The organism is Gibbsiella quercinecans, assembly GCF_002291425.1.
Classification (GTDB): domain Bacteria; phylum Pseudomonadota; class Gammaproteobacteria; order Enterobacterales; family Enterobacteriaceae; genus Gibbsiella; species Gibbsiella quercinecans.
Genome location: NZ_CP014136.1, coordinates 4,205,007 through 4,229,086, shown reverse-complemented (window position 1 = coordinate 4,229,086; position 24,080 = coordinate 4,205,007). Strand labels below are relative to the sequence as shown.

20 protein-coding genes are annotated in these 24,080 nt (G+C 57.2%); 10 read left to right on the top strand and 10 right to left on the bottom strand.

The genetic code is table 11. The features are described 5' to 3' along the window. Positions 1–11: 11 nt before the first annotated feature. Positions 12–227 carry an MbtH family protein gene (locus ACN28Q_RS19355; RefSeq protein ID WP_095849104.1) on the bottom strand — a complete coding sequence of 72 codons (216 nt, stop codon included), beginning with the start codon at positions 225–227 and terminating at the stop codon, positions 12–14. A 543-nt stretch (positions 228–770) separates the two neighbouring features. Here ACN28Q_RS19355 and ACN28Q_RS19350 point away from each other — a divergent pair. Beyond that, positions 771–3,071 carry a TonB-dependent siderophore receptor gene (locus ACN28Q_RS19350; RefSeq protein ID WP_095847836.1) on the top strand — a complete coding sequence of 767 codons (2,301 nt, stop codon included), beginning with the start codon at positions 771–773 and terminating at the stop codon, positions 3,069–3,071. 174 nt (positions 3,072–3,245) lie between these two features. Here ACN28Q_RS19350 and alsS read toward each other — a convergent pair whose 3' ends face one another. Both alsS and budA read right to left on the bottom strand, forming a co-directional pair. Next, positions 3,246–4,931: an acetolactate synthase AlsS gene (alsS, locus tag ACN28Q_RS19345; protein ID WP_095847835.1), complete on the bottom strand. Its 1,686-nt coding sequence runs from the start codon at positions 4,929–4,931 to the stop codon at positions 3,246–3,248. Positions 4,932–4,995: 64 nt separating this feature from the next. Further along, positions 4,996–5,775, bottom strand: a complete 780-nt coding sequence (gene budA, locus ACN28Q_RS19340) for an acetolactate decarboxylase (protein WP_095847834.1) — start codon at positions 5,773–5,775, stop codon at positions 4,996–4,998. Positions 5,776–6,223: 448 nt separating this feature from the next. Here budA and ACN28Q_RS19335 point away from each other — a divergent pair, with 448 nt between their 5' ends. Beyond that, on the top strand, positions 6,224–7,126 hold the full coding sequence (locus ACN28Q_RS19335) for a LysR family transcriptional regulator (RefSeq protein ID WP_095847833.1): 903 nt from the start codon (positions 6,224–6,226) through the stop codon (positions 7,124–7,126). Between the two features lie 27 nt (positions 7,127–7,153). On the opposite strand, the gene ACN28Q_RS19330 is transcribed toward ACN28Q_RS19335, so the two are convergent. Then, the gene (locus ACN28Q_RS19330; protein ID WP_095847832.1) at positions 7,154–8,074 is read right to left on the bottom strand and encodes a LysR family transcriptional regulator; all 921 of its coding nucleotides are present in this window, start codon (positions 8,072–8,074) and stop codon (positions 7,154–7,156) included. Between the two features lie 96 nt (positions 8,075–8,170). Here ACN28Q_RS19330 and ACN28Q_RS19325 point away from each other — a divergent pair, with 96 nt between their 5' ends. Beyond that, the gene (locus ACN28Q_RS19325) at positions 8,171–9,172 is read left to right on the top strand and encodes a bile acid:sodium symporter family protein (RefSeq protein ID WP_095847831.1); all 1,002 of its coding nucleotides are present in this window, start codon (positions 8,171–8,173) and stop codon (positions 9,170–9,172) included. A gap of 85 nt (positions 9,173–9,257) precedes the next feature. Here the strand turns inward: ACN28Q_RS19325 and ACN28Q_RS19320 are convergent, their stop codons facing one another. The 3 genes from ACN28Q_RS19320 to zipA form a co-directional block, all read right to left on the bottom strand. Beyond that, a complete protein-coding gene (locus tag ACN28Q_RS19320) occupies positions 9,258–9,473 on the bottom strand; it encodes a DUF3820 family protein (protein WP_095847830.1) in 216 nt (71 codons plus the stop codon). After that, positions 9,473–11,494, bottom strand: a complete 2,022-nt coding sequence (gene ligA, locus ACN28Q_RS19315; RefSeq protein WP_095847829.1) for an NAD-dependent DNA ligase LigA — start codon at positions 11,492–11,494, stop codon at positions 9,473–9,475. The genes ACN28Q_RS19320 and ligA overlap by 1 nt, the downstream gene beginning before the upstream one ends. Before the next feature lie 79 nt (positions 11,495–11,573). Continuing rightward, positions 11,574–12,533 (bottom strand): cell division protein ZipA, encoded by a 960-nt coding sequence (zipA, locus tag ACN28Q_RS19310; protein ID WP_165907060.1) that lies wholly within the window; start codon positions 12,531–12,533, stop codon positions 11,574–11,576. 221 nt (positions 12,534–12,754) lie between these two features. Here zipA and cysZ point away from each other — a divergent pair, with 221 nt between their 5' ends. From cysZ to crr, 5 genes are all read left to right on the top strand, one after another. Next, on the top strand, positions 12,755–13,516 hold the full coding sequence (gene cysZ, locus ACN28Q_RS19305; RefSeq protein ID WP_095847827.1) for a sulfate transporter CysZ: 762 nt from the start codon (positions 12,755–12,757) through the stop codon (positions 13,514–13,516). 172 nt (positions 13,517–13,688) lie between these two features. Next, positions 13,689–14,657: a cysteine synthase A gene (cysK, locus tag ACN28Q_RS19300; RefSeq protein ID WP_095847826.1), complete on the top strand. Its 969-nt coding sequence runs from the start codon at positions 13,689–13,691 to the stop codon at positions 14,655–14,657. Positions 14,658–15,058: 401 nt separating this feature from the next. Continuing rightward, positions 15,059–15,316: a phosphocarrier protein Hpr gene (gene ptsH, locus ACN28Q_RS19295; protein ID WP_004936458.1), complete on the top strand. Its 258-nt coding sequence runs from the start codon at positions 15,059–15,061 to the stop codon at positions 15,314–15,316. Between the two features lie 46 nt (positions 15,317–15,362). Beyond that, a complete protein-coding gene (gene ptsI / locus ACN28Q_RS19290) occupies positions 15,363–17,090 on the top strand; it encodes a phosphoenolpyruvate-protein phosphotransferase PtsI (RefSeq protein WP_095847825.1) in 1,728 nt (575 codons plus the stop codon). A gap of 49 nt (positions 17,091–17,139) precedes the next feature. Beyond that, the gene (gene crr, locus ACN28Q_RS19285; RefSeq protein WP_095847824.1) at positions 17,140–17,649 is read left to right on the top strand and encodes a PTS glucose transporter subunit IIA; all 510 of its coding nucleotides are present in this window, start codon (positions 17,140–17,142) and stop codon (positions 17,647–17,649) included. Positions 17,650–17,784: 135 nt separating this feature from the next. Here the strand turns inward: crr and ACN28Q_RS19280 are convergent, their stop codons facing one another. Together ACN28Q_RS19280 and ACN28Q_RS19275 are read right to left on the bottom strand one after the other, a co-directional pair. Beyond that, the gene (locus tag ACN28Q_RS19280; RefSeq protein WP_095849103.1) at positions 17,785–19,137 is read right to left on the bottom strand and encodes a sensor histidine kinase; all 1,353 of its coding nucleotides are present in this window, start codon (positions 19,135–19,137) and stop codon (positions 17,785–17,787) included. Positions 19,138–19,142: 5 nt separating this feature from the next. Next, positions 19,143–19,823: a response regulator transcription factor gene (locus ACN28Q_RS19275; RefSeq protein WP_095847823.1), complete on the bottom strand. Its 681-nt coding sequence runs from the start codon at positions 19,821–19,823 to the stop codon at positions 19,143–19,145. A 174-nt stretch (positions 19,824–19,997) separates the two neighbouring features. On the opposite strand from ACN28Q_RS19275, the gene ACN28Q_RS19270 reads away from it, so the two are divergent. Both ACN28Q_RS19270 and ACN28Q_RS19265 read left to right on the top strand, forming a co-directional pair. Further along, positions 19,998–21,194, top strand: a complete 1,197-nt coding sequence (locus tag ACN28Q_RS19270; RefSeq protein ID WP_095847822.1) for an efflux RND transporter periplasmic adaptor subunit — start codon at positions 19,998–20,000, stop codon at positions 21,192–21,194. 2 nt (positions 21,195–21,196) lie between these two features. Beyond that, entirely contained in the window at positions 21,197–23,146 is a 1,950-nt protein-coding gene (locus ACN28Q_RS19265; RefSeq protein ID WP_165907059.1) for a MacB family efflux pump subunit, read from the top strand. A gap of 45 nt (positions 23,147–23,191) precedes the next feature. Here ACN28Q_RS19265 and cysM read toward each other — a convergent pair whose 3' ends face one another. After that, positions 23,192–24,073 (bottom strand): cysteine synthase CysM, encoded by an 882-nt coding sequence (gene cysM / locus ACN28Q_RS19260; RefSeq protein ID WP_095847821.1) that lies wholly within the window; start codon positions 24,071–24,073, stop codon positions 23,192–23,194. Between the last annotated feature and the right edge of the window lie 7 nt (positions 24,074–24,080).

Below are 24,080 nucleotides of genomic sequence, written 5' to 3'. Positions count from 1 at the left end.
CCGTTGTTGGTTTACCTGTTCAATGCATGGCCAGACGATAGCGGCCGGATGTCCGGCCAGTGCTGCGCCAGCCATTCATCACATTGCGTACGCGTTGCCGGGCCGAACGCCACCGTCCACCCGTTTGGGATAGCGTTGGCATCGAACCACAGGCTGTATTGCGCTTCGTGGTTGCAGAGCACCAAACTGGGCTGCTGCGGATCGTCAAACGGACTCTGTTTTTCCATCTTGTTCCCCTTGCCGTGCTGAAACCTGGGAGGACATGCCGCCCTCAACCACCCGGTACTGCACCGCATGCCCGGCGCTGCGCAACAGCGCCGCCATCTGCGCGCTAAGCTGATGAACCAGCGTTTCTTTATCAAGACAGGGAATAAAGCAGTCGCTGCCGGGCGATTTTCATCTACCAGCGTAGATTCCCAGCATGTTGGCTGGCCAGTAACGCGTTGCTTGCTGACGGTGTTGCTCTATTCAAAACGCCTATCCACTGTGTAATTAGCCCCGGTGAACGGTTGGCCCACCCTGGCCGTGGGGCTTGCCGAAACAAACGGTGAGCCGGAAATACTATTGATAGTTATTTGCATTTGCAATAGTGTGTAAAGGCTCAGTAAAGCAGACCGGCATTCTGGCCGGCCTCCAACACCCAATAGAGTGCCGTTTTGCGTCTCGGCCTTTGGGATTTTGTTCCTGGCAAAATAAAAATAACCGGCTCCCCCTTCCGCTGGCGTTTAGCCACAGTCGTCGGGAGATGGCGAGTTGGTAGGAAATTCAAAATGAACCGCAAATTATCTCGTTATTCGTTAGCCACAATCATTGGGTTAGGGTTGGGCGCGCCCGCCTTTACCCAAGCCGCACAAACTAATGGCGATCCGGCCGAAACGGAAAATACCCCTTTGGCCACACAGCAAAAAAAGACCCAGGGTGAAGAAACCCTCGTGGTTACCGCCGCCCGCCAAAACCTGCAGGCGCCGGGCGTTTCCACCATCACCGCCGATGAGATCCAAAAACGCCCGCCGGCACGCGATATCAATGAGCTGATCCGCACCATGCCTGGGGTTAACCTGACGGGCAACTCCACCAGCGGCCAGCGCGGCAACAACCGGCAGATTGATATCCGCGGTATGGGCCCGGAAAACACCCTTATCCTGATCGACGGTATGCCGGCCACCAGCCGCAATTCGGTGCGCCAGGGGTGGCGCGGCGAACGCGATACCCGCGGCGATACCGCCTGGGTGCCGCCAGAAATGATCGAACGTATTGAGGTGTTGCGTGGCCCGGCCGCGGCGCGCTACGGCAACGGCGCTGCTGGTGGGGTGGTCAATATCATCACCAAAAAGCCCGGCAACGATCTGCATGGCTCGTTGAACGCCTATTACAACGTGCCGCAGCATAAAGACGAAGGCGCCACCCGCCGCACCGACTTCAGCCTCTCCGGCCCATTGAGCGACGTACTGAGCTTCCGCCTGTTCGGCGGCTACAGCAAAACCCAAGCCGACGCCTGGGATATTAACGAATCGCATAAATCCGAACGTGTGGGCACCTACAGCAGCAGCATTCCCGCCGGGCGCGAAGGTGTGGTCGACAAAAACATTGATGCGATGCTGCACTGGGACTTCGCGCACCTGCAGTCGCTGGAGTTTGAGTATTCTTATGGCCGCCAGGGCAACCGCTATGCCGGCGATACCCAGAACACCAACACCAACGCCCTGGTACAGAGCAACTACGGTAATGAAACCAACCGTATCTACCGCGAAACCTTCAGCCTGAACCACCGCGGCGCCTGGGATAACGGCATCAGCACCAATAACTATATTCGCTTCGAGCGCACCCGCAACACCCGCCTGAACGAGGGGCTGGCCGGCGGTACGGAAGGGATTTTCGACACCACTAATGAAGGCTACGGCACCACCAAGCTGGACGATTTCCTGGCGCACAGCGAAATCAGCGTGCCGTTTGAACTCGGCGTAGCGCAAACCGCCACGTTGGGTACCGAGTGGAACCAGCAGCGGATGAAAGACGGCTCGTCTATCGGCCAAGCGCTGGAAGGGACCAGAACCGGCGGCGCAATTGATGGGGTCGATAGCACCAATCGTAACCCTTACGCTTCCGCACACATCTTCTCGCTGTTCGCCGAAGACAATATCGAGCTAACCGACAGCACCATGCTAACGCCGGGCCTGCGTTACGATCTGCATTCCGAAGCCGGCAACAACTGGAGCCCGTCGCTGAACCTGTCGCAGGAACTGGGCGAGAACTTCACCCTGAAAATGGGTATCGCCCGTGCCTACAAAGCGCCGAACCTGTTCCAGAACAACACCAACTACGTGTTGTATAGCGCAGGCCAGGGCTGTGCCACCAGCGACGTCAGCACCGGCTGCTACCTGCTCGGCAACAAGGATCTGAAGGCGGAAACCAGCGTTAATAAAGAGATCGGGCTGGAGTTCCATCAAAACGGCTGGCTGGCCGGGGTGACCTACTTCCGCAACGATTACCGTAACAAGATCGAAGCCGGCAGCACCCGCATCGCCAGCAGCAGCAGCGGCACGGCGGTTTACCAGTGGGAGAACGTGCCGAAGGCGGTGGTGCAAGGGCTGGAAGGCACGCTGAACGTGCCGGTCAGCGAAACCGTCACCTGGAGCAACAACGCCACCTACATGATCGAGAACGAGAACAAAACCACCGGCGATTACCTGTCGGTGATCCCGAAGTTCACTATCAACTCGACGCTAAGCTGGCAGGCAACCGAGGCATTGTCGCTGCAATCGACCCTGACCTGGTACGGCCGGCAGAAACCGAAGAAGTACAACTATCAGGGCAAAGCGGCCGTCTGGCCTGAAACCCGTGAGGTGAGCCCTTATGCGGTCGTCGGCGCCAGCGCCACCTATGAGGTGAACAAGAACGTCAGCCTTACCGCAGGTATCGACAACCTGTTCGATAAACGCCAGTTCCGCGCCGGCAACGCGCAGAACGTGGGTAACCCACTCACCGGCGCGGTTAACATCGCCGGTGCAGGCGCGGCCACCTACAACGAACCGGGGCGCACCTTCTATATGAGCATCAATAGCCACTTCTGATGGTGGAAGGTAAGTAAAAATTCAGATGCCGGCCAAAAGGCCGGCATTTTTTTTGCCCGTCCATCGCGGCGGGAAACCTAGAAAGGTGATATCAATAACAGGGAAAGTCAGGATACGACGGGGCTAAAATGACGAACCCGCCGTGACCGGCGGGTTCAGGGATGGAAACGCAGATCAGATCATCTGGCTGAAGTTCATCTGCGCCATCAGTTTGTAGTTATCGGAGTAGTCCACAGGGATGGCAACCACCACCGGCCCCTGGATATCCATCGCTTTACGCAGCACCGGACGCAGTTCTTCCACCGACGCGACGTTAAAACCAACCGCACCGCAGGCTTCAGCATACTGTTTGAAATCAATCGGCCCAAACTCAACGCCAGATTTACGATCGTATTTTTTCACTTCCTGCATTTCGACCATGTTATAGGCGTTATCCACCCAAACGATGTGCACGATGTTGGTTTTCAGGCGTACCGCCGTTTCCAGCTCCATGCTCGACTGCATAAAGCCGCCGTCGCCCGAAATGGAAACCACTTTATCGCCCGGGCGCACCAGCGCTGCACCGATAGCCCACGGCAGCGCCACACCCATGGTTTGCTGGCCGTTGGAGATCAGTAACTGGCGGGCACGGAAGCTGTAAAGATAACGGGCAATCCAGATATGGAAGCTCCCCATATCCACACACAGCGTCACGTCATCGCTGACCACGTCCTGCAGTTCCTTCACGATACGCAGCGGGTGAATCGGCATACCGCCGCGGCGAGCCGCACGCTCGGCCAGTTCGGTGCGCTGGCGGCCGAGATCGCTGAGGATATTTTCCACTTCGCCTGGGATCTGCAACACGCTCTGGAACGATTCCGTCAGCGCATGGAGCGTGGCGCTGATGTTGCCGATCAGTTCCACATCCGGGCGGTAGCAGGTATCGATTTCCGATGGCAGCACATCGATGTGCACCAGTTTCAGGCGATGCTGGCTATTCCACATGCACGGATCGTATTCGATCGGGCCGTAACCCACGCTGACCACCAAATCCGCTTTCTGCAGCAGTTGGTCGGCAGGCTGGTTGTTGAACAGCCCCACACGGCCGGCAAAACGGGCAAAATGATTCACATCGATGGCGCCGGCCGCCTGGTAGGTCCCCACCACCGGCATTGCGGTGCGGCACAGCAGATGGCGCACCGCGTCGCTGTTTTCCGGGCGGCTGGCTTGCAGGCCAAGCAGCAGCACCGGGCATTTGGCTTCTTTAATCAGTTTCACCGCAGACTGAATGTCTTCGCCGGCGGCAGCGCCCATGCGTGGCACGCGGCAACCCGCCAGCACCGGGCCGGTGGTCGGTTCATTGACAATATCCATCGGCAGGCTGATGAAAGACGCGCCGGGGCGGCCAAACTCTGCGCTACGGAAAGCGTTAGCAATCACCTCGGAAATGGCCTCGCCCACGTGCACTTCGGCGCAGTACTTGGTGATCGGCCGCATCATGCTGACGGTATCCATGCTCTGGTGGGTTTGCTTCAGGTTATCTGCGCGTTTAACCGCACCGCCGAACGCTACTACCGCATCCCCTTCGGACGTTGCCGTCGCCAGGCCGGTCACCAGGTTGGAAGCCCCTGGCCCGGAGGTGGCCAGCGCGACGCCCGCTTTACCGGTCAAACGGCCAACCGCCGCTGCCATAAACGCCGCGTTAGCTTCGTGGCGCACCACTACGGTTTCAATTGACTGTGAGTCCACCAGTGAATCGAATACCCGGTCGATCTTCGCACCCGGTATACCAAAAACGTGTTTTACTCCCTGCGCTTCCAGGTTCTTTACCACTAAATCAGCGCCACACTGCCAATTGTTATCCGTATTTACCTTTGCCATGGTTCTCTACCTCCTAAAGAAAAAACGACTGCCAGAATTGCCATCGCAGATGGCACAGGAGTACTTAGCCTTCGGCAGCACGTATTGCACGGTCCAAATCCTCTGGGCAGAGGTCGGCGCGCAGAAAATCCGCATCTTGCGGTAACTGAAGATTAAGACGGGTGATCACCCCAAACTGCAGGCGGCCACGTTCAAGCTGGTAATCCAGCACGTGGCCGCCGCCGCTGCGATCATCGGTAACGAAATGTTCGTGGTAACCGGCTACCGTAACCCCCTGCATATAATCAGGCGAACGGAAACCGACCAACGAGCCCTGGCGCTGTTTGAATGAAAAGATAGGCTGTTCTTCGATCGCTTCCAGCATGTGTTTATAAGGCCTTTCCTGGCGGGGGACGGTGCGCGTTTCTACCGAGCTGAACTCACCGTCGATACGCAATGCGCAGAACACATTGGGGGAATCGATTTGCTCATCAATACACTGATGTAGCGCATCTTTGGTGATAGGGTGAGTAAACTCCTGCGTGACGGTGGGTTTGAAAAAGGTGACTACGGCAAACGGGGTTTTCTGATCCAAGCTGGCGGGCCGGGCGCTGCCATCGGCGCGCAGTTGGTGAATCTCCTGATCAAAGGCAATCAGTTCGCCATCAAGATGATTGAAAGTCCCCAGGCCGAAATCGCCATGTTTCAACAACTCAGCGATCGTAACGTCTCCCTCGTACACGCCGCTAAGTAAGGCACTCATCAGCGAGATCTGATAAATCTCACCTTCACCGGTGCTCACTCGTTGTTTGGCGAAGCCCTGCGCCAAATGCTGGGCACAGGAACAACCCTGGTTATGGTTCATGACTTACTCCTCCACCAGTGTGAAGCACGATGCATCACACGTTCGAAAATGCGCATCAGCTGCAATGCGCTAACTTGTCACTGCCAAAGGGCTGTCGATTGACTCGATTCAGCCTGCTGCGACAAAAAAACCGGTTGCGGCAACCGGTGACACGCGAAACCAACAAATAATTAGCAAGATTAATGAATTGCTAATCATTGCCATTTGCATAGCGTCTGATTGAACGATTTATCTGGTGTTGGAGCAGAGCGAATACCGCTGATGAAAGGCTAAACCGGCGGTCAATTTATTACAGGCACTGTAAAAACCGCGCGAGTATTCATTATTTTCTGCACGGCACAGCTGGCGTTCGGTAACCCCCGTCCACCAGATGCCTGCAAGGGTAGTCGTTTTACATTAACCAGAGAACCCTATATTCATAAGAAACGCTTTTGCATATAATGCAAAGATGAATGACGCACGCTATGCAGAACATCTGCCAATTTTTATCGAAGTTGCCCAACACGGCAGCTTCTCCGCGGCGGCCCGCAAGCTGGGTATGGTCCCCTCATCGCTGGTCCGTCATATCGATTCGCTGGAAAACCTGCTGAATGTCACCCTGTTTATCCGCTCAACGCGCGGCCTGATGCTGACCGACGCCGGCAAACTGCTGCAGGAACGCGCCACCCAGATACTGGCTGACATCATTGATATCAAAGCCGAGCTAAACTCACTGAGCGACAGCCCGCAGGGGATACTGCGCATCAGTTGCCTGCCGACCTTTGGCAAAAACTACATCCTGCCGCTGCTGCCGGAATTGGCGCACCGCTATCCACGTTTGTCCGTCGATCTTGATCTGACGGAACAGCAGACCGATCCGACGCAAGAGTTGCTGGACGCGACGATCCGCATCGGCGAGCAGAAAGACAGCGGGCTGTATGCCAGCCATATCGCCACCCAACGCTGGATGATGTGCGCCAGCCCGGCCTACATCGCCCGCCATGGGCAGCCAGCCACCCTGGCGGAACTGCCGCGCCACCGGCTGATCGCCCGATATCACCGGCAAGAGCCGACCTGCTGGGCGCAGATCCTCGATAGCTCGCTGATGAGCCAATGCAATATGGTATTACGCTGTGATGACTTCACCGCCCAGCGCCAGGCGGCGTTGCTCGGGATCGGGATCACCTTCTTGCCCAACTGGGTGGTCGGGCCGGATATCCAGGCCGGCAAGCTGCAGAAAATATTGGACGATCCGCGCGGTGAGAAACAGGGGATCTACCTGCTGCGCCCACTGGCGAAAATCTCCGCCAAGCTGGAGGCCTTTATCCACCTGCTGCAACACAGTATCGGCCAGCCGCCCAGTTGGGAATGACGTGCAACGGCGGCCCTTGCCCGCCGTTTAATACTCGCCCTGGCGTTGCCGCTGCTGGGCCAGCAGCGCCGCCTGCCGGCGCACCACCTGCCAGATCACCTCTGCCGCCGGCGTCAGGGAACGGTTTTTACGCCGCACCAGCATCAGCGCGCGGTTAATTTCCGGCTCGAGACGGCACACCTTGAGCTGCTCCCCTTCCGGCAATGGCAACGCCAGCGCCGGGAAAATGCTGATGCCGATGCCGGCGGTCACCATGGGGAAAATCGTGGCCGGATGGCCGATTTCCTGCACCACCTGCGCCTTAATCCCCTGTTGGCGAATCGCCTGGTCAATCAGCGGCCGGCTGCCGGAGGCATAGTCCTGCAACACCAGGCGGCAACCGTTTAATGCCGTCCAGTGCACCACCGCCTGGCTGGCGAACGGGTGATCGCGGCGGCACAGCAGCAAAAACGGCTCATACAGAATCGGTTCACAGTCCAGATCCACCGCCTGCACCGGATCAACCACGATACCGAAATCCACTTCAGCATTGCGGATGCTGCTCAGCACTTGCTGCTGGGCCTGATCGCGCAGCAGGATGCGAATATCCGGGTACTGCTTCTCGCCGGCAGCAATGCACTGCGGCATCAGATGGGCGGAGATGGTCTGGCTGGAAGCCACCCTAACGGTGCCGCTGCGCTGCACGCCAAAGCTGCGCACATCCAGCAACGTTGCCTGCAGCTCGTCCAACAGCCGTTCAACCTGGTGCGCCAGCCGCTGCCCGGCATCGGTCAATATCACCTCGCGCGTGGTGCGATCCAGCAAACGCACGCCGATCTCCGCCTCCAGCTCTTTCACGCTGTGGCTTACCGCCGACTGCGTCAGGCCTATCGCCTCGCCGGCGCGGCTGAAACTGCCATAGCGGGCAATGGTGACAAAGATCCGCAACTGCTTAAGGGAGTAATTCATGTTTTTTATTCATAAATGAATTAAATAAATCAATTTTATTATTATATCGCAGCGCGGGAAAATAGCCGCCATAATATTCACTGCCGAGAAGATTCGATGAGATTTTTACCCGATCGCTTTACCCTGACGCTGCTCACTACCGTGCTGCTGGCTTCGTTCCTGCCGGCGCGCGGCGAGTTTGTCGGCTGGTTGAATATCCTCACCATCGCGGCTATCGCCCTGCTGTTTTTCATGCATGGCGCCAAGCTGTCGCGCCAGGCGATCCTCGCCGGCAGCAACAACTGGCGTTTGCACCTGTGGGTGATGTTCAGCACCTTCGTCATTTTCCCGCTGCTTGGCATCCTGTTTAAATGGTGGTCGCCGGTCAACGTCAGCCCGGAACTGTATAACGGTTTCCTCTACCTGTGCATTCTGCCGGCCACGGTGCAGTCGGCTATCGCTTTCACCTCGCTGGCGGGCGGCAATGTGGCTGCCGCTGTCTGCAGCGCATCGGCCTCCAGCCTGCTGGGGATTTTCGTTTCGCCGCTGCTGGTCGGGCTATTGATGAATGTCCACGGCGACACCGGCAGCCTGCGCCAGGTGGGCACCATTGTATTGCAACTGCTGGTGCCGTTTATTGCCGGCCACCTGTCACGGCCGCTGATTGGCAACTGGATTGAACGTAACCGCAAGCTGATCGGCAAAACCGACCAAACCTCGATCCTGCTGGTGGTCTACGCCGCCTTTAGCGAAGCGGTGACGCACGGCATCTGGCACCAGGTGGGGATTGGCTCAATGGCGTTCATTGTGTTGGTCAGCCTGGTTTTACTGGCTATCGTGCTGGTGGTAAATACCTACATGGCGCGCAAGCTGGGCTTTAGCAAAGCGGATGAGATCACGATTGTATTCTGCGGCTCGAAAAAGAGCCTGGCTAACGGCATTCCGATGGCGAACATTCTGTTCCCGGCATCGGTGGTCGGGGTGATGGTGCTGCCGCTGATGGTGTTCCACCAGGTACAACTGATGACCTGCGCGGCGCTGGCCCGGCGCTACCAGAAAAAACAGCAGGCCGGCCAGGCAACGCCGGCGCCGCAAGCGGCGCCTCGCCAACGTGCGTAAAGCAACGCAGTTGGAAATAATCGGGCCGCGCCTTAACGCAGGCTGGGCCCTATAAACGGCGGCCGATGCAGAAGCGCGGCGCCACTCAACCGCGTTTTAACGGTTTGACCAGATGATCGAGCCCCTCGATTTTGATCGCCAATGTCATTTCCATCAGCATGCCGAGTTTGCCCTGCGGGAATTCGCCCTTACGGGCGAACCACAGCAGATACTCTTCCGGCAAGTCGATCAGCACCCGCCCCTGGTATTTACCAAACGGCATCACCGTATTGGCGATCTCGATCAGGTTCTCTTTTTCCATCAGTCACCTAGCAGGCGGAGCATCTCCGCTTCGTCGATCACCGCGATCCCCAGCTCCTGCGCTTTCGCCAGTTTGGAGCCGGCGGCTTCGCCGGCGATCACCAGATCGGTTTTCTTCGACACGCTGCCGCTCACTTTCGCCCCCAGCGCCGCCAGGCGATCTTTCGCCTCATCGCGGGAAAGCAGGCTGAGTGAGCCGGTCAGTACGATGGTTTTACCGGCAAACGGGCTGTCGATCTCTTCAGCCACCACCAACGCCGGCATCGGCCAGTTAATGCCGATCTCCGGGCTGAGCAGCTCGTCGATCACCTGCTGGTTATGCGCTTCGGCAAAGAAGTTAACCACATGTTTGGCCACCACTTCACCCACGTCCGCCACCTGTTTCAGCGCCTCTTCATCTGCGGCGCGCAGTTTTTCAAGCGCGCCGAAGTACGCCGCCAGGTTGGCCGCCGTCGCTTCCCCCACCTCGCGGATCCCCAACGCATACAGGAAACGGGCAAACGTGGTCTGCTTAGCCTTTTCCAGCGCGTTGACCAGGTTCACCGCCGACTTCGGCCCCATGCGATCCAAGCCGGTCAGAATGCCAGCAGACAGGCGGAACAGATCGGCCGGCGTTTTGACGTACTCTTTTTCCACCAGTTGCTCGATGATTTTGTCGCCCATGCCGTCGACGTCCATCGCGCGGCGCGAAACAAAATGCTTCAGCGCTTCTTTCCGCTGGGCGGCACAGATGAGCCCACCGGTGCAGCGCGCCACCGCTTCCCCCTCTACCCGCTCCACGTCTGAACCGCAAACCGGGCAGTGCTGCGGGAAAACAATGTCGCGCGCATCTTGCGGGCGGCGATCTTCCAGCACCCCCACCACCTGTGGGATCACATCGCCGGCCCGGCGAACGATCACCGTGTCGCCAATACGCAGCCCCAGGCGCTCTATCTCATCGGCGTTATGCAGCGTGGCATTACTGACGGTCACCCCGGCAACCAATACCGGCTCCAAACGCGCCACCGGCGTTACCGCCCCGGTGCGGCCAACCTGGAATTCCACATCACGCACGATGGTAATCTGTTCCTGCGCCGGGAATTTATACGCGGTGGCCCAGCGCGGCGCGCGGGCGACAAAGCCGAGCTGTTCTTGCAGATCGATATCGTCGATCTTCACCACCACGCCGTCGATATCGAACCCCAGATCGGCACGGGTTTGTTCCACCTGGTGATAAAAGGCCAGCACCTCGTCGCTGCCGGTACACAGCTTAACGCGATCGCTCACCGGCAGCCCCCAGGCTTTGAACTGCATCAGGCGCTGCCAGTGGCTGCGCGGCAGCTCGCCGCCTTCCAACAGCCCCACCCCATAGCAGAAAAAGGTCAGCGGGCGCGTGGCAGTGATGCGCGGATCCAACTGGCGCAGCGAGCCGGCGGCGGCATTGCGCGGGTTGGCGAACACTTTGCCGTCTTTGCGCCGCGCTTCTTCGTTCATTTTCTCAAAGCCCGCCTGTGGCATGAAGACTTCGCCACGCACTTCCAGGCGGCGGGGAATATTCGCCCCGGACAGGCGCAGCGGGATAGCGCGAATGGTGCGCACGTTGGTGGTAATGTTCTCGCCGGTGGTGCCGTCGCCGCGGGTGGCGGCACGCACCAGCACGCCGTCTTCATACAGCAGGCTGACCGCCAGGCCGTCCAGCTTCAACTCACAGCAGAAGGTCAACGGTTCACTGCTTTTAAGGCGATCCTGCACCCGCTTGTAAAACGCCAGATAGCTGTCTTCGTCAAAGACGTTGTCCAGCGACAGCATCGGAATTTCGTGCCGCACCTGTTCGAAGGCGCTCAGCGGCGCCGCCCCGACCCGCTGGGTAGGCGAATCCGGCGTGATCAGCTCGGGATGCGCCTCTTCCAGCTCGCGCAGCTCGCGCATCAGGCGATCGTATTCCGCATCCGGGATCTCCGGCGCATCAAGCACGTGATATTGATATTCATGGTGGCGCAGCGCAGTGCGCAGTTGAGTGATCTGTTCGATTATGGGTTCCATGGCTCACCATCAAAGATAAAAAACCCCCGGCGGGCGGGGGTTGATGATTAGGCGTTATTCAGCGCGCGCAACAGGCCGGTCAGGCGTTGTTTTCCAACACTTCGCGAATGCGCGCTTTATAGGTTTCCAGCTTTTGCGGGGTCATCATGCGGCGCTCATCGTCCAATACCACCCCGCCCACGTCGTCAGCAATACGCTGCGCCGACTGGAGCATCAGCTTGAAGTTCTGGTTGGCGTCACCGTAGGACGGCACCATCATAAACATGGATACGCCCGGCGTGGAGAAATCGGACATGGTGTCGGGATCAAACGAACCCGGCTTGACCATGTTCGCCAGGCTGAACAACACCGGGCCGCTGCCGGCCGGGTTCAGATGGCGGTGGAAAATGTTCATCTCGCCGAACTGGAACCCCGCCTGCAATACGCTCTGCAACAGCACTTCACCGCCAATCACGCCGCCCTGATGGGCCGCAACGTGCAGCACCAAAACGGTTTCCATGCGTTTGACCGGTTTGGCCGGCGCCTGCGGTTCAGCCGCCGGTTCAGGCTGCGGCTGGTGATGCGCAGGTTCGCTATATGGCTGGCTTGATGGCGCGCTGGCCGGCAGATCGTCAACGCGCGGCTCACGGCGCGCCGTTGCGGGCTGCTGCTGCGGTGCGTCATCGTCCTCATCGTCTTCCGCATAGGTATCCAGCAGCACGTCGTCATAATCCGGGCGGCTTGAAAGCGGTGCCGGTTTCTGCGCCGGTTGGCCTGCCGAAGCAGGTTTGGACGCAGGCACGGATTCTTCGCGGGCGGCATCGAAATGCCCCAGCTGTGGTTCACCCTGTGGATGGGCAGGGCGCACGCGCACCTCCCCTACCCCATCGTCGAGATCGTCAATTGGGGACGGTTCACGCTCTTTTTTAGCGCGTTTAGCTGGGCGATCGCGGAAAAGCGAAGAGCGTTCCTTACGGCTGGTCCAAAGACCATGTAATAACAACGCTATTATGGCGATCGCGCCAACAACGATTAATATCAGACGCAAATCCTGCATCATTGCTATCTCTGTTGTTCCAATACATTGCCACCGCGGCAAACATTCACTCATTAACTCTATTTGCCCGCGCAGACAAGTGCAAGTCCGTGCTGAACTTTATGCCAATAAAGATGATTATACTGCCTTTTTTTGCTGTTTTTTCAGCCAATGCGCCGCTAGCCAGTAGAAAATCATCCCGATATGATAGCGAAGCCTGTTCAGACAATGAGATAACTTAAGATATGTCCTATTCGCAGCAACCTGTAAAACCCACCAGCGGTATCCACTATTTTGCCGAAGGATGGCGGCTGATTTCCCGCCCTGGCCTCAAACGCTATGTCGTGATGCCGTTGTTGGTCAATATTCTGCTGATGGGCTCTGCCTTTTGGTGGTTATTTAGCCAGCTGGGCGGCTGGATCCCGCAGATAATGAGTTACGTGCCCGATTGGCTGCAGTGGCTGAGCTACGTGCTGTGGCCGCTGGCAGTGATTTCCGTGCTGCTGGTGTTCAGCTATTTATTCAGTACCCTGACCAACATCATTGCCGCCCCGTTCTGCGGCCTGTTGGCGGAGCAATTGGAAGGCCAGTTGACCGGGCACCCACTGCCGGATACCGGCGTGATGGGGTTGCTCAAGGATGTGCCGCGCATTATGGCGCGTGAATGGCGCAAGCTGATGTATTACCTGCCGCGCGCGCTGGCGCTGCTGGTGCTGTACTTTATTCCGGGCGTCGGGCAAACGCTGGCGCCGGTGCTGTGGTTCCTGTTCAGCGCCTGGATGCTGGCGATTCAATATTGCGACTATCCTTTTGATAACCACAAAATCAGCTTCGCCGACATGCGCCAGGCTTTGCGCCAACATAAGGGCGACAACCTGCAGTTCGGCGCGCTGGTCAGCCTGTTCACCATGGTGCCCATCCTTAACCTGGTGATTTTGCCGGTGGCGGTATGCGGCGCGACCGCCATGTGGGTCGATCGCTACCGCGCGCAATTCGTCCGCGGATAGCCGCGGCGGCGCTGAAGGCTTAAACAAAGGGCACCACGCGTGCCCTTCTTATTGTGCTTAAAACTTATTTCTTAAGAACATATAGATATACCAATTCTTTACTTCCCTGAACCGCACGTTAGCGTATGCTTTTCAACGTTCCCCAAAATTTCATAGAGTTAAAGGACGGGCTATGAGTAAAATATATGAAGACAATTCATTAACAATCGGCCACTCGCCGCTGGTTCGTCTGAACCGTATCGGCAATGGGCGCATTTTGGCAAAGGTTGAATCACGTAACCCGAGCTTCAGCGTCAAATGCCGCATCGGCGCTAACCTGATTTGGGATGCAGAAAAACGCGGTATCCTTACTCCTGGGAAAGAATTGGTTGAACCGACCAGCGGCAACACCGGCATTGCACTGGCATTTGTCGCCGCCGCGCGCGGCTACAAGTTGACGCTGACCATGCCGGAAACCATGAGCATTGAGCGGCGCAAGCTGCTGAAAGCGCTCGGCGCCAACCTGGTGCTGACCGAAGGCGCCAAAGGGATGAAGGGTGCTATCGCCAAAGCGGAAGAGATTGTGGCGACCGATCCGAACCGCTACATCATCCTGCAGCAGTTCAGCAACCCGGCTAACCCGGAAATCCATGAAAAAACCACCGGCCCGGAAATCTGGGAAGATACCGACGGCAACGTTGACGTCTTTATCGCTGGCGTGGGCACCGGCGGTACCCTGACCGGCGTCAGCCGCTATATCAAAAAAACCAAAGGCAAGGCCATCACCAGCGTGGCGGTGGAACCGACTGATTCCCCGGTCATCACGCAGGCGCTGGCAGGTGAAGAGATCAAACCAGGGCCACACAAAATCCAGGGCATCGGCGCCGGTTTCATCCCGGATAACCTGGATCTGGATCTGGTCGACCGCGTTGAGCGAATCACCAATGACGAAGCCATCAGCACGGCGCGCCGCCTGATGGAAGAAGAAGGCATTCTGGCGGGGATTTCCTCCGGTGCGGCCGTTGCCGCCGCGTTGAAACTCATCGAAGAGCCAGAGTTCGCTGATAAAAACATTGTGGTGATCCTCCCCTCTTCCGGTGAACGCTATTTGAGCACCGCGCTATTCGCGGATCTGTTCACCGAACAAGAACTGCAGCAGTAACCTTATTGCGCACAAAAAGTCCAAAAAGCACCTTTCGGGGTGCTTTTTTGTGGGCTGGATCAAACTTTATAGCAGTTAACGATTGATTTTATGCGCTGGCTTTAGTATTTAACCGGGCAATTATTTCGATGCGGAAAATTAATCACCCAAAAACCCAGTTTCAGGCTGAATCGATTTACTTATTTGTCGCTTCGGTATAAAACACGGCATAATGGGAAACTGATTGAAACGACGCCGAACGCCAGATTTTTTTTGATCTGAAATGTCTAACCCGTCGTTTTCTGTTGCATCAAAGCTCGCCCCTGTACCATAGTCAGGCGCTAACCAAGCAAGCTAAAGTACAGCCGATGGGCTAGACTTTAGCTCCACAACATTAATCCAAATAAGTTGGGGAAACATCAATGTTCCAGCAAGAAGTTACTATTACCGCTCCAAATGGCCTGCATACGCGCCCAGCCGCTCAGTTCGTCAAAGAAGCCAAAGGTTTCACTTCTGACATCACCGTAACCTCCAACGGCAAAAGCGCCAGCGCCAAGAGCCTGTTCAAACTGCAGACCCTGGGGCTTACTCAAGGAACGGTAGTAACAATTTCCGCAGAAGGTGAAGACGAGCAGAAAGCCGTTGAACACTTGGTAAAACTGATGGCAGAGCTTGAGTAATCAGCCCGTCTTTTTAGTTTAAACCAGTCAAGAGTAAGGTAGGGTTATGATTTCAGGCATTTTAGTATCACCGGGTATCGCTTTTGGTAAGGCTCTCTTACTAAAAGACGATGAGATTGTCATCAACCGGAAAAAAATCTCTGCTGATCAGGTAGAGCAAGAAGTCTCGCGTTTTCTGGCTGGCCGCGCCAAAGCGGCTGAGCAATTGGAAGCGATCAAGACCAAAGCTGGCGAGACCTTCGGCGAAGAGAAGGAAGCGATCTTCGAAGGCCACATCATGTTGCTGGAAGACGAAGAACTTGAGCAGGAAATCATAGCCCTCATTAAAGATGACTTGGTCTCCGCTGATGCCGCGGCTTACACCGTGGTCGAAGGCCAGGCCAAAGCACTGGAAGAACTGGACGATGAATACCTGAAAGAACGTGCCGCAGACGTACGTGATATCGGGAAACGCCTGCTGAAAAACATTCTCGGCATGGCAATCGTCGATCTGGGTTCCATTCAGGATGAAGTCATCCTGGTTGCCAGCGATCTGACCCCGTCAGAAACCGCACAGTTGAACCTGGACAAAGTGCTGGGATTCATTACCGATCTGGGTGGCCGTACGTCCCATACCTCCATCATGGCCCGCTCTCTCGAGCTGCCTGCGATTGTGGGTACCGTCAACATCACCAAACAGGTCAAAAACGGCGACTACCTGATTCTGGATGCGATTAACAACCATATCTACGTTAATCCAACCGCTGACGTCATTGATAAAATGAAGGCGGAACAGAACCAGTACGTTACCGAGAAAAACGATCTGGCCAAGCTGAAAGATCTGCCGGCCATCACGCTCGACGGCCACCAGGTTGAAGTTTGCGCCAACATCGGCACCGTGCGTGACGTAGCAGGCGCAGAGCGCAACGGCGCAGAAGGCGTCGGCTTGTATCGTACCGAATTCCTGTTCATGGACCGCGACGCACTGCCAACCGAAGACGAGCAGTTCCAGGCTTACAAAGCCGTTGCGGAAGCCATGGGCTCCCAGTCAGTGATCGTCCGTACCATGGACATCGGCGGCGACAAAGATCTGCCGTACATGAATCTGCCGAAAGAAGAAAACCCGTTCCTGGGCTGGCGTGCAATTCGTATCGCGATGGACCGTCGTGAAATCCTGCATGCTCAGCTGCGCGCAATCCTGCGTGCTTCTGCGTTCGGCAAGCTGCGCATCATGTTCCCGATGATCATCTCGGTTGAAGAAGTGCGCGATCTGAAAGGCGAGCTGGAAACCCTGAAGGGCCAGCTGCGCGAAGAAGGCAAAGCGTTTGACGAAAGCATTGAAGTCGGCGTGATGGTCGAAACGCCAGCCGCCGCCGTCATCGCTCACCACTTGGCGAAAGAAGTCGACTTCTTTAGTATTGGGACAAACGATCTAACCCAGTATACTCTGGCAGTAGATCGCGGCAATGAGCTGATTTCTCATCTCTACAACCCGATGTCCCCATCAGTGCTTGGCCTGATCAAACAGGTTATCGACGCGTCTCATGCCGAAGGCAAGTGGACCGGTATGTGCGGCGAACTGGCCGGTGATGAACGTGCTACGCTGTTGTTATTGGGCATGGGGCTGGATGAGTTCAGCATGAGTGCGATTTCAATTCCGCGCATCAAGAAAATTATTCGTAATACGAATTTCGAAGATGTGAAGGCGTTGGCCGACCAAGCTCTGGCACAGCCAACGGCGCAAGATCTGATGAACTGCGTGAGCAAATTCATTGAAGAGAAAACGCTCTGCTAAACGGCCCAAACACTGGAACGCCGCCCAATTTAATGCTTAGGAGAAGATCATGGGTTTGTTCGATAAACTGAAATCTCTGGTTTCTGATGATAAGAAAGACACGGGCACTATCGAGATCGTTGCTCCGCTTTCTGGCGAAATCGTCAACATCGAAGATGTGCCAGACGTAGTATTCGCAGAAAAAATCGTTGGTGACGGTATTGCCATCAAACCAGCCGGCAACAAAATTGTTGCACCGGTTGACGGTACTATCGGTAAAATTTTTGAAACCAACCACGCGTTCTCTATCGAATCCGACAGCGGCATTGAGCTGTTCGTGCACTTCGGTATCGATACCGTTGAACTGAAAGGCGAAGGTTTCAAACGCATCGCTGAAGAAGGCCAACGCGTCAAGAAAGGCGACGTTGTGATTGAGTTCGATCTGCCGCTGCTGGAAGAAAAAGCCAAGTCTACCCTGACGCCGGTGGTTATCTCCAACATGGATGAGATCAAAGAGCTGATCAAGCTTTCCGGCAACGTTATCGTTGGCGAAACCCCGATCATTCGCATCAAGAAGTAATTTGCGAAAGGCCATGGGGCTTGGCCCCATGCATAAAAAAGCCAGTCGTTCATCGACTGGCTTTTTTTGTTGCCCCGCCGCCAACGGCAAAACGGGGCCGGTAAAAATGGTTAACGCACGCGTTGGTTAACCGCCTTATGCCTGTTGCTGCTGCCAGCGAGGTATGCGCAAGGTAATCACTAATCCCCCCTGCTCCGCGTTGCGGGCGTCAACTTGCCCACCGTGCGCCAACACCACCTTACGGGTTATCGCCAGCCCCAGCCCATAGCCCTTGCCGGACATCGACGATTTTACCCGCACGAAGGGATCAAAAATGCTGGAAAGCTTCGATTCCTCAACGCCTGGCCCCTGATCGCTGACCTCAATCTGAAACTGCTGATCGATCCGCACCAACGCCACCGTTACCCGCTGCCCCTGCGCAGAAAAGCGCAGCGCGTTGCGCACGATATTGTCTACCGCCCGCCGCATCAGTTCCGCGTTGCCCTTCACGGTATATTCCACCGCAGAATCCGCCAGCAAGACAATTTCCACCCCGGGAATCTGCGCCTCATAACGCGCGTCGCTCACCACCGCTTCCACCAGCCCATAAAGATCGAAATACTCTTCATCCGGCAGGCTATTGTTTTCAGCACGTGACAGCGTGAGCAGCTCGCCGATCATCTTATCCATCCGGCCGGTTTCATGCTCAATCCGCTGCAAGGCATTCTCAACCCCTTCCGGGTTTTGTCGGGCAAGGCCGATCGCCAACTGCAGGCGCGCCAACGGCGAACGCAGCTCATGAGAAACATCATGCAGCAGTTGCTCACGCGCGCTGACCAACAATTCCAGGCGTTCCGCCATCGCATCAAAATCACGCGCCACTTCAGAAAGCTCATCGTGCCGCCGCCGCATAGACGGGAATAGCCGCACCGCCAGATCGCCTTGCGACACGCGATCAAACCCGCGGCGCAGTTGACGCATCGGCAGCACCAGGTTCCAGGCCAACACGGCGCTGAACAATAGCCCGCCAATGCCACCGACCAGCAGCATCGGTTCTGGAATATTCAAAAGATGGCCACGCCTTTCAGAACGGTATTGTTGGCGCAACCCTTCCAGATCGTAACGCAGCAAATAGCCGTGCTTTTCCGCCCCCTGGCCGTATTCAACGTAACGCTGCGGGGTGCGAACGGCCGGCGGCGCATCGCCCTCGGGCGCTGAAATGGGTTCAACGGCATCCGCCGGCGGGCGTTCAGCCGGCTGCACGCTAAAGAAACGCCGATCGTCATCAGGCCAATCGGCCAGCATCATATCTAACGCCGGCATACCGCCGTTGTGCAATATCGCCGCCGCCGATGTCATCTGCAGGTTCGCCATCCGCCGCGCCACTGCGTAATCCGGTGGCTCATGGCGGTTGTCATACAACGAAAACGCCACCCACAGCGCCTGGGTGATAATAATGAACGTCAGCCAAAAACCGAACAGGATCTTCCAGAATAATCGTCCGCGCATGCGCATTACCTGATGCGGTAGCCGATGCTGCGCACCGTTTCAATACTGAGCGTATTGCCCGGCAGCACGCTCAACTTCTGACGAATGTTGCTGATATGCACGTCCACGCTGCGATCATAGGCTTCACGCGGGCGGCCGAGCCCTTGCTCCGACAGTTCATCCTTCGACACCACGCGTTCGGGCGAACGCAGCAGCAGCTCCAGCAGGTTGAACTCCGAGGCCGTGAGATCAAAGCTTTTGCCACACCACTCGCTGATACGCGTTGAGGGGTTAAGCTGCAGATCGCCAAAGATAATCGGCGCGTCGCTGTCGACCTCTTCCGGCTGCTCCTCCACGCGCCGCAGCACCGCGCGCAGGCGTGCCACCAATTCGCGCGGGTAGCACGGTTTCGGCATGTAATCATCGGCGCCCATCTCCAGCCCGATGACCCTATCGATATTATCACCCTTCGCCGTCAGCATAATGATCGGTAGGCGGCTCTTTTTACGCACGTCCCGCAGCACATCAATGCCGCTCATATCAGGCAGCATGATGTCGAGGATCATCGCGGTATATTCACCGGACAGCGCTCCTTCCACCCCGGCTTTGCCGGTTAAAACGAGCGAGGCGTTAAAGCCCTCGGCCGTCAGGTACTCACGCAGCATCGTGCCCAGTTCCAGATCGTCATCGACCAACAAAATTTTCATGCTTTGCTCCTATACATATTCGCGCTATTCTCCCGACAATCTGCCTACTTCGCAGCCGGTTTTACCTTATTCTTACATATTCCTTAGCGCCACTTAACTTCTGCCGGGACGCTGGCGCGTTAAATTAGTACATAAAGACTTTTACCGTGTTCAACACAAGGAAAAAATGTTGTTATGCCACTGGCCAAACGTTCGAAACTGTACCTGATACTGTTGGTTATTGCTGTATGTGCAGCGCTGTTCAGCTACTTTATTTTATTCAGAACGCCCGACGCTCCCCGTTATATCACCGCCGTCGCGCAAACGCGCGATCTGGAGCAAACGGTGCTGGCCGATGGCACCATAGAAGCGCAAAAGCTGGTCAGCATCGGCGCCCAGGTTTCCGGGCAAATCAAAGTGCTGAGTGTTGCCCTCGGTGATAGAGTGCACAAAGGGCAACCGGTCGCTGAAATTGACGATCTCACCCAGCAGAATACCCTGCGGGATGCGCAGGCCGCGCTGAAAAACGTGCAGGCGCAACGCGCGGCCAAACATGCCGCATTACGCAATAACCAGTTGGCCTTCGAGCGCCAGCAAAAAATTCTGGCGCGCGGCCTTGGCGTACAGGCCGATTATGACAGCGCCAGAGCCACCCTGGACGCGACCCTTGCCGACATCGAAGCCCTTGATGCCCAGATAGCGCAGGCACAGATTGCGGTCAGCACCGCCCAGCTTAACCTCGGCTATACCAAAATCACCGCCCCGATGGACGGCACCATTGTGGCGATCCCGGTGGAGGAAGGCCAGACGGTCAACGCCGTGCAAAGCGCGCCCACCATCGCCAAGGTCGCCAAATTGGATACCATGACCATTAAAGCGCAGATTTCCGAGGCGGACGTCGTGAAGGTCAAAACCGGCATGCCGGTCTATTTCACCATCCTCGGCGAACCCGACAAGCGCTATCACGCCACCTTGCGTGCGGTAGAGCCGGCGCCGGACACGATCAACGACGATACATCGACATCCAGTAGCAGCAGCAGTTCCAGCAGCAGCTCATCGTCTTCCAGCAGCGCGATTTACTACAACGGCCTGTTTGACGCCGCCAACCCGGACGGCGCATTGCGTATCTCCATGACGGCACAGGTATATATTGTGCTGCAGCAGGTGAAAAATGCGGTGGTAATCCCCGCCACGGCGCTGCATGGCGATTGGATACAGGTGGTGGACAGCCAGGGCGGCATTGAACGGCGCCCGGTGAAAGTCGGCATCAACAACAACATTGACGCCCAGATTATCAGTGGTCTCCAGGCCGGCGAAAAAGTCATTATCAGCCAGTTGGGGGGAAGTACGGCAAGCAACGGCCACATGGGCCCACCGCCGATGGGGATGTAAGCATGAGCGCACAACCCCTGCTGCAACTAAGCGGCATTACCCGCCGTTTCAAGGCCGGCGAGCAAACCGTGACGGTGCTGAATAACATCAATTTGACGATCAACCGCGGCGAAATGGTGGCGATCGTCGGCGCCTCCGGCTCTGGCAAATCCACGCTGATGAACATCCTCGGCTGCCTCGATCGCCCCAGCGGCGGCGATTATCGGGTGGCCGGCCGCAGCACCGGGCAATTGGATCGCGATAGCCTGGCCGAACTGCGCCGTGAACATTTCGGCTTTATCTTCCAGCGCTATCATTTGCTGCGGGATCTCACCGCACGCGGCAACGTTGAAGTGCCCGCCATTTACGCCGGCTACGCGCGCGTAGCCCGGCAGCAACGGGCGGAGGATCTGCTAAAGCGCCTGGGGTTAGGCGATCGCCTGGATTACCACCCCGGCCAGCTTTCCGGCGGCCAACAACAACGCGTCAGCATCGCCCGGGCGCTGATTAACGGCGGCGAGGTGATCCTGGCGGATGAGCCCACCGGCGCGCTGGACAGCCGCAGCGGGCAGGAAGTGCTGTCGATCCTTAAAGATCTGCACGCCCGCGGCCACACGGTGATCCTGGTTACCCACGATATGCAGATCGCCGGCAACGCCCAGCGCATTATCGAGATACACGATGGCGAAATCGTCGCCGACCGGCAGAAAACGCCGCCGGTGACCGCCCTGCTGCCGAAAAAGCCCGACCACACCAGCAGCCCTTGGTTGGCACAGCGCGACCGTTTTCTCGAAGCGTTCAAAATGGCGTTGCTGGCGATGGCGTCGCAGCGCCTGCGTACCCTGCTGACCATGTTGGGCATTATCATCGGCATTGCCTCCGTGGTTTCCGTCGTTGCGCTGGGCAAAGGCTCACAGCAGCGTGTATTGGCCGACATCAGCGCGATGGGCACCAGCACGCTGGAGATATTCCCCGGCAAGGATTTCGGCGACATGCGCTCCGCCGCCATCCAAACCCTGCGCGCCACCGACGCCGACGCGTTGGCACAGCAGAACTACGTGCACAGCGTCACGCCAAGCCTGTCTACCTCCACCACCCTGCGCTATGGCAACCGCTCGGTCAGCGGCACGGTCAATGGCGTTGGCGAGCAGTATTTCCTGGTGCGAGGATACGATATCGACAGCGGTATGGCGTTCAACCGCACCAGTGTTGAACACCTGATGCAGGAAGTGGTGATCGATGAAAACACGCGCGATAAGCTGTTCCCTGCCGGTAAAAACCCCATTGGGGAAGTGCTCCTGCTGGGCTCCCTGCCCTGCCGGGTTATCGGTGTGGCCGCCAAAAAACAGAGCGGTTTCGGCAGCGATGAAAATCTGAATGTGTGGATCCCTTACACCACGGCGATGAAACGCATGCTCGGCCAAAGCTACCTGAAAAGCATCACGGTGCGGGTCAACGACGATATCGATCTGAGCACCGCGGAAGACGGCATTACCCGCCTGCTGACCCAGCGCCACGGCAGCAAAGACTTTTTCGTGATGAACACCGACAGCATTCGCCAGATGATCGAGAAAACCACGGCGACCCTGACCCTGCTGGTATCGATGATCGCGCTGATCTCACTGATTGTCGGCGGGATCGGCGTCATGAATATCATGCTGGTCTCGGTGACGGAACGGACGCGTGAAATCGGCGTGCGGATGGCGGTGGGCGCCCGCGCCAGCGATATCATGCAACAATTCCTGATTGAAGCGGTGCTGGTGTGCCTGCTGGGCGGCGCGCTGGGGGTGCTGCTCTCGCTGGGGATTGGCGTCTTGTTCGGCCAGTTCAGCAGCCGCTTCGGCATGGTGTATTCGCTGGGTTCGATCGTCGCGGCTTTTGTCTGTTCGACGCTGATTGGCGTAATTTTTGGCTTTTTCCCCGCCAAACGCGCCGCGGCGATGGATCCTATCCATGCGCTGGAAAGGGAATAACCCGATGATCGCGGGGCGGCGCTCATTGCTGCCCCGGTTCAGGTTTTAATTAAAGACCCCAGTGGAAAGGTAACGATCGCCGCGATCGCAGATTATCGCCACCACCAGGCTGCCAGGGTTGGCCGCCGCAATCTGCAAGGCCCCGGCCACGGCACCGCCGGAGCTGACGCCGCAAAAGATGCCTTCGCGCTGCGCCAGCAGCCGCATGGTCTGTTCCGCATCGATCTGCGCCATATCCAGCACCTGATCAACCAGTTCCGGGCGGAAGATGCGCGGCAGATAGGCTGGTGGCCAACGGCGAATACCTGGGATGTTGCTGCCTTCCGCCGGCTGCAGGCCGATAATCCTCACCGCGGGGTTTTGGCTTTTCAGGTAGCCGCCAACCCCGGTAATGGTCCCAGTGGTGCCCATGCTGGAAACGAAGTGGGTGATGCGTTGCTGCGTTTGCCGCCAGATTTCCGGCCCGGTGGTGGTGAAATGCGCATATGGGTTATCAAGGTTGTTGAACTGATCCAATACCTTACCCTGCCCCTGCTGCTGCATGTGCAGCGCCAGATCGCGCGCGCCTTCCATCCCCTGATCGCGGCTGACCAGGATCAGCTCCGCACCGTATGCGCGCATCGCCGCCTGGCGTTCGATGCTCATGTTTTCGGGCATCAGCAATTTGAGGGAATAGCCTTTGAGTGCCGCGATCATCGCCAGCGCGATGCCGGTATTGCCGCTGGTCGCTTCGATCAGCGTATCCCCCGGCGAAATCTCGCCGCGAAGTTCCGCCTGTTGGATCATCGCCAACGCGGCGCGGTCTTTGACTGAGCCGGCGGGATTGTTACCTTCCAGCTTAACCCACACTTCGCTGTTCAGCCCTGCGACCAGGCGTTGTAGTTTTACCAGCGGGGTATTCCCGATGCATTGTTCCAGCGTTGTCACTCTATCT